The sequence below is a fragment of the Bradyrhizobium sp. Kon56 genome (assembly GCF_055807635.1).
Window position 1 is genome coordinate 1 of sequence record NZ_JBVVOU010000400.1, and the last position, 275, is coordinate 275.

Annotated in this window: 1 protein-coding gene; it reads right to left on the reverse strand. The window is 62.9% G+C overall.

Features of this window, described 5'->3' with window-relative positions:
- On the reverse strand, window positions 1–275 hold a 275-nt coding region (locus tag AC0L3B_RS39450), incomplete at both ends, for a dihydroxy-acid dehydratase domain-containing protein (RefSeq protein ID WP_473383210.1).

The following is a 275-nucleotide window of genomic DNA, read 5'->3' on the forward strand; positions in this document are numbered from 1 at the left end:
GCGAGATCATCGCCGACTCCGTGGAATACAGCATGCCGTCATGGCCCATGGCGATGCCGTCATCAACGGCGATGGTGTTGAATTCCTTTGCCACGCCGCCAGCGCGTTCGATCTCGCGAGCGACCAGCTGGCCCAGGTCCTTGAGGTGGACGTGGCCGGGTACGAACTGGGTGAAGGAGTTGGCAATCGCGATGATCGGCTTCTTGAAGTCGTCATCTTTCATCCCCGTGGCACGCCACAGTGCGCGCGCGCCGGCCATGTTGCGGCCGTGGGTG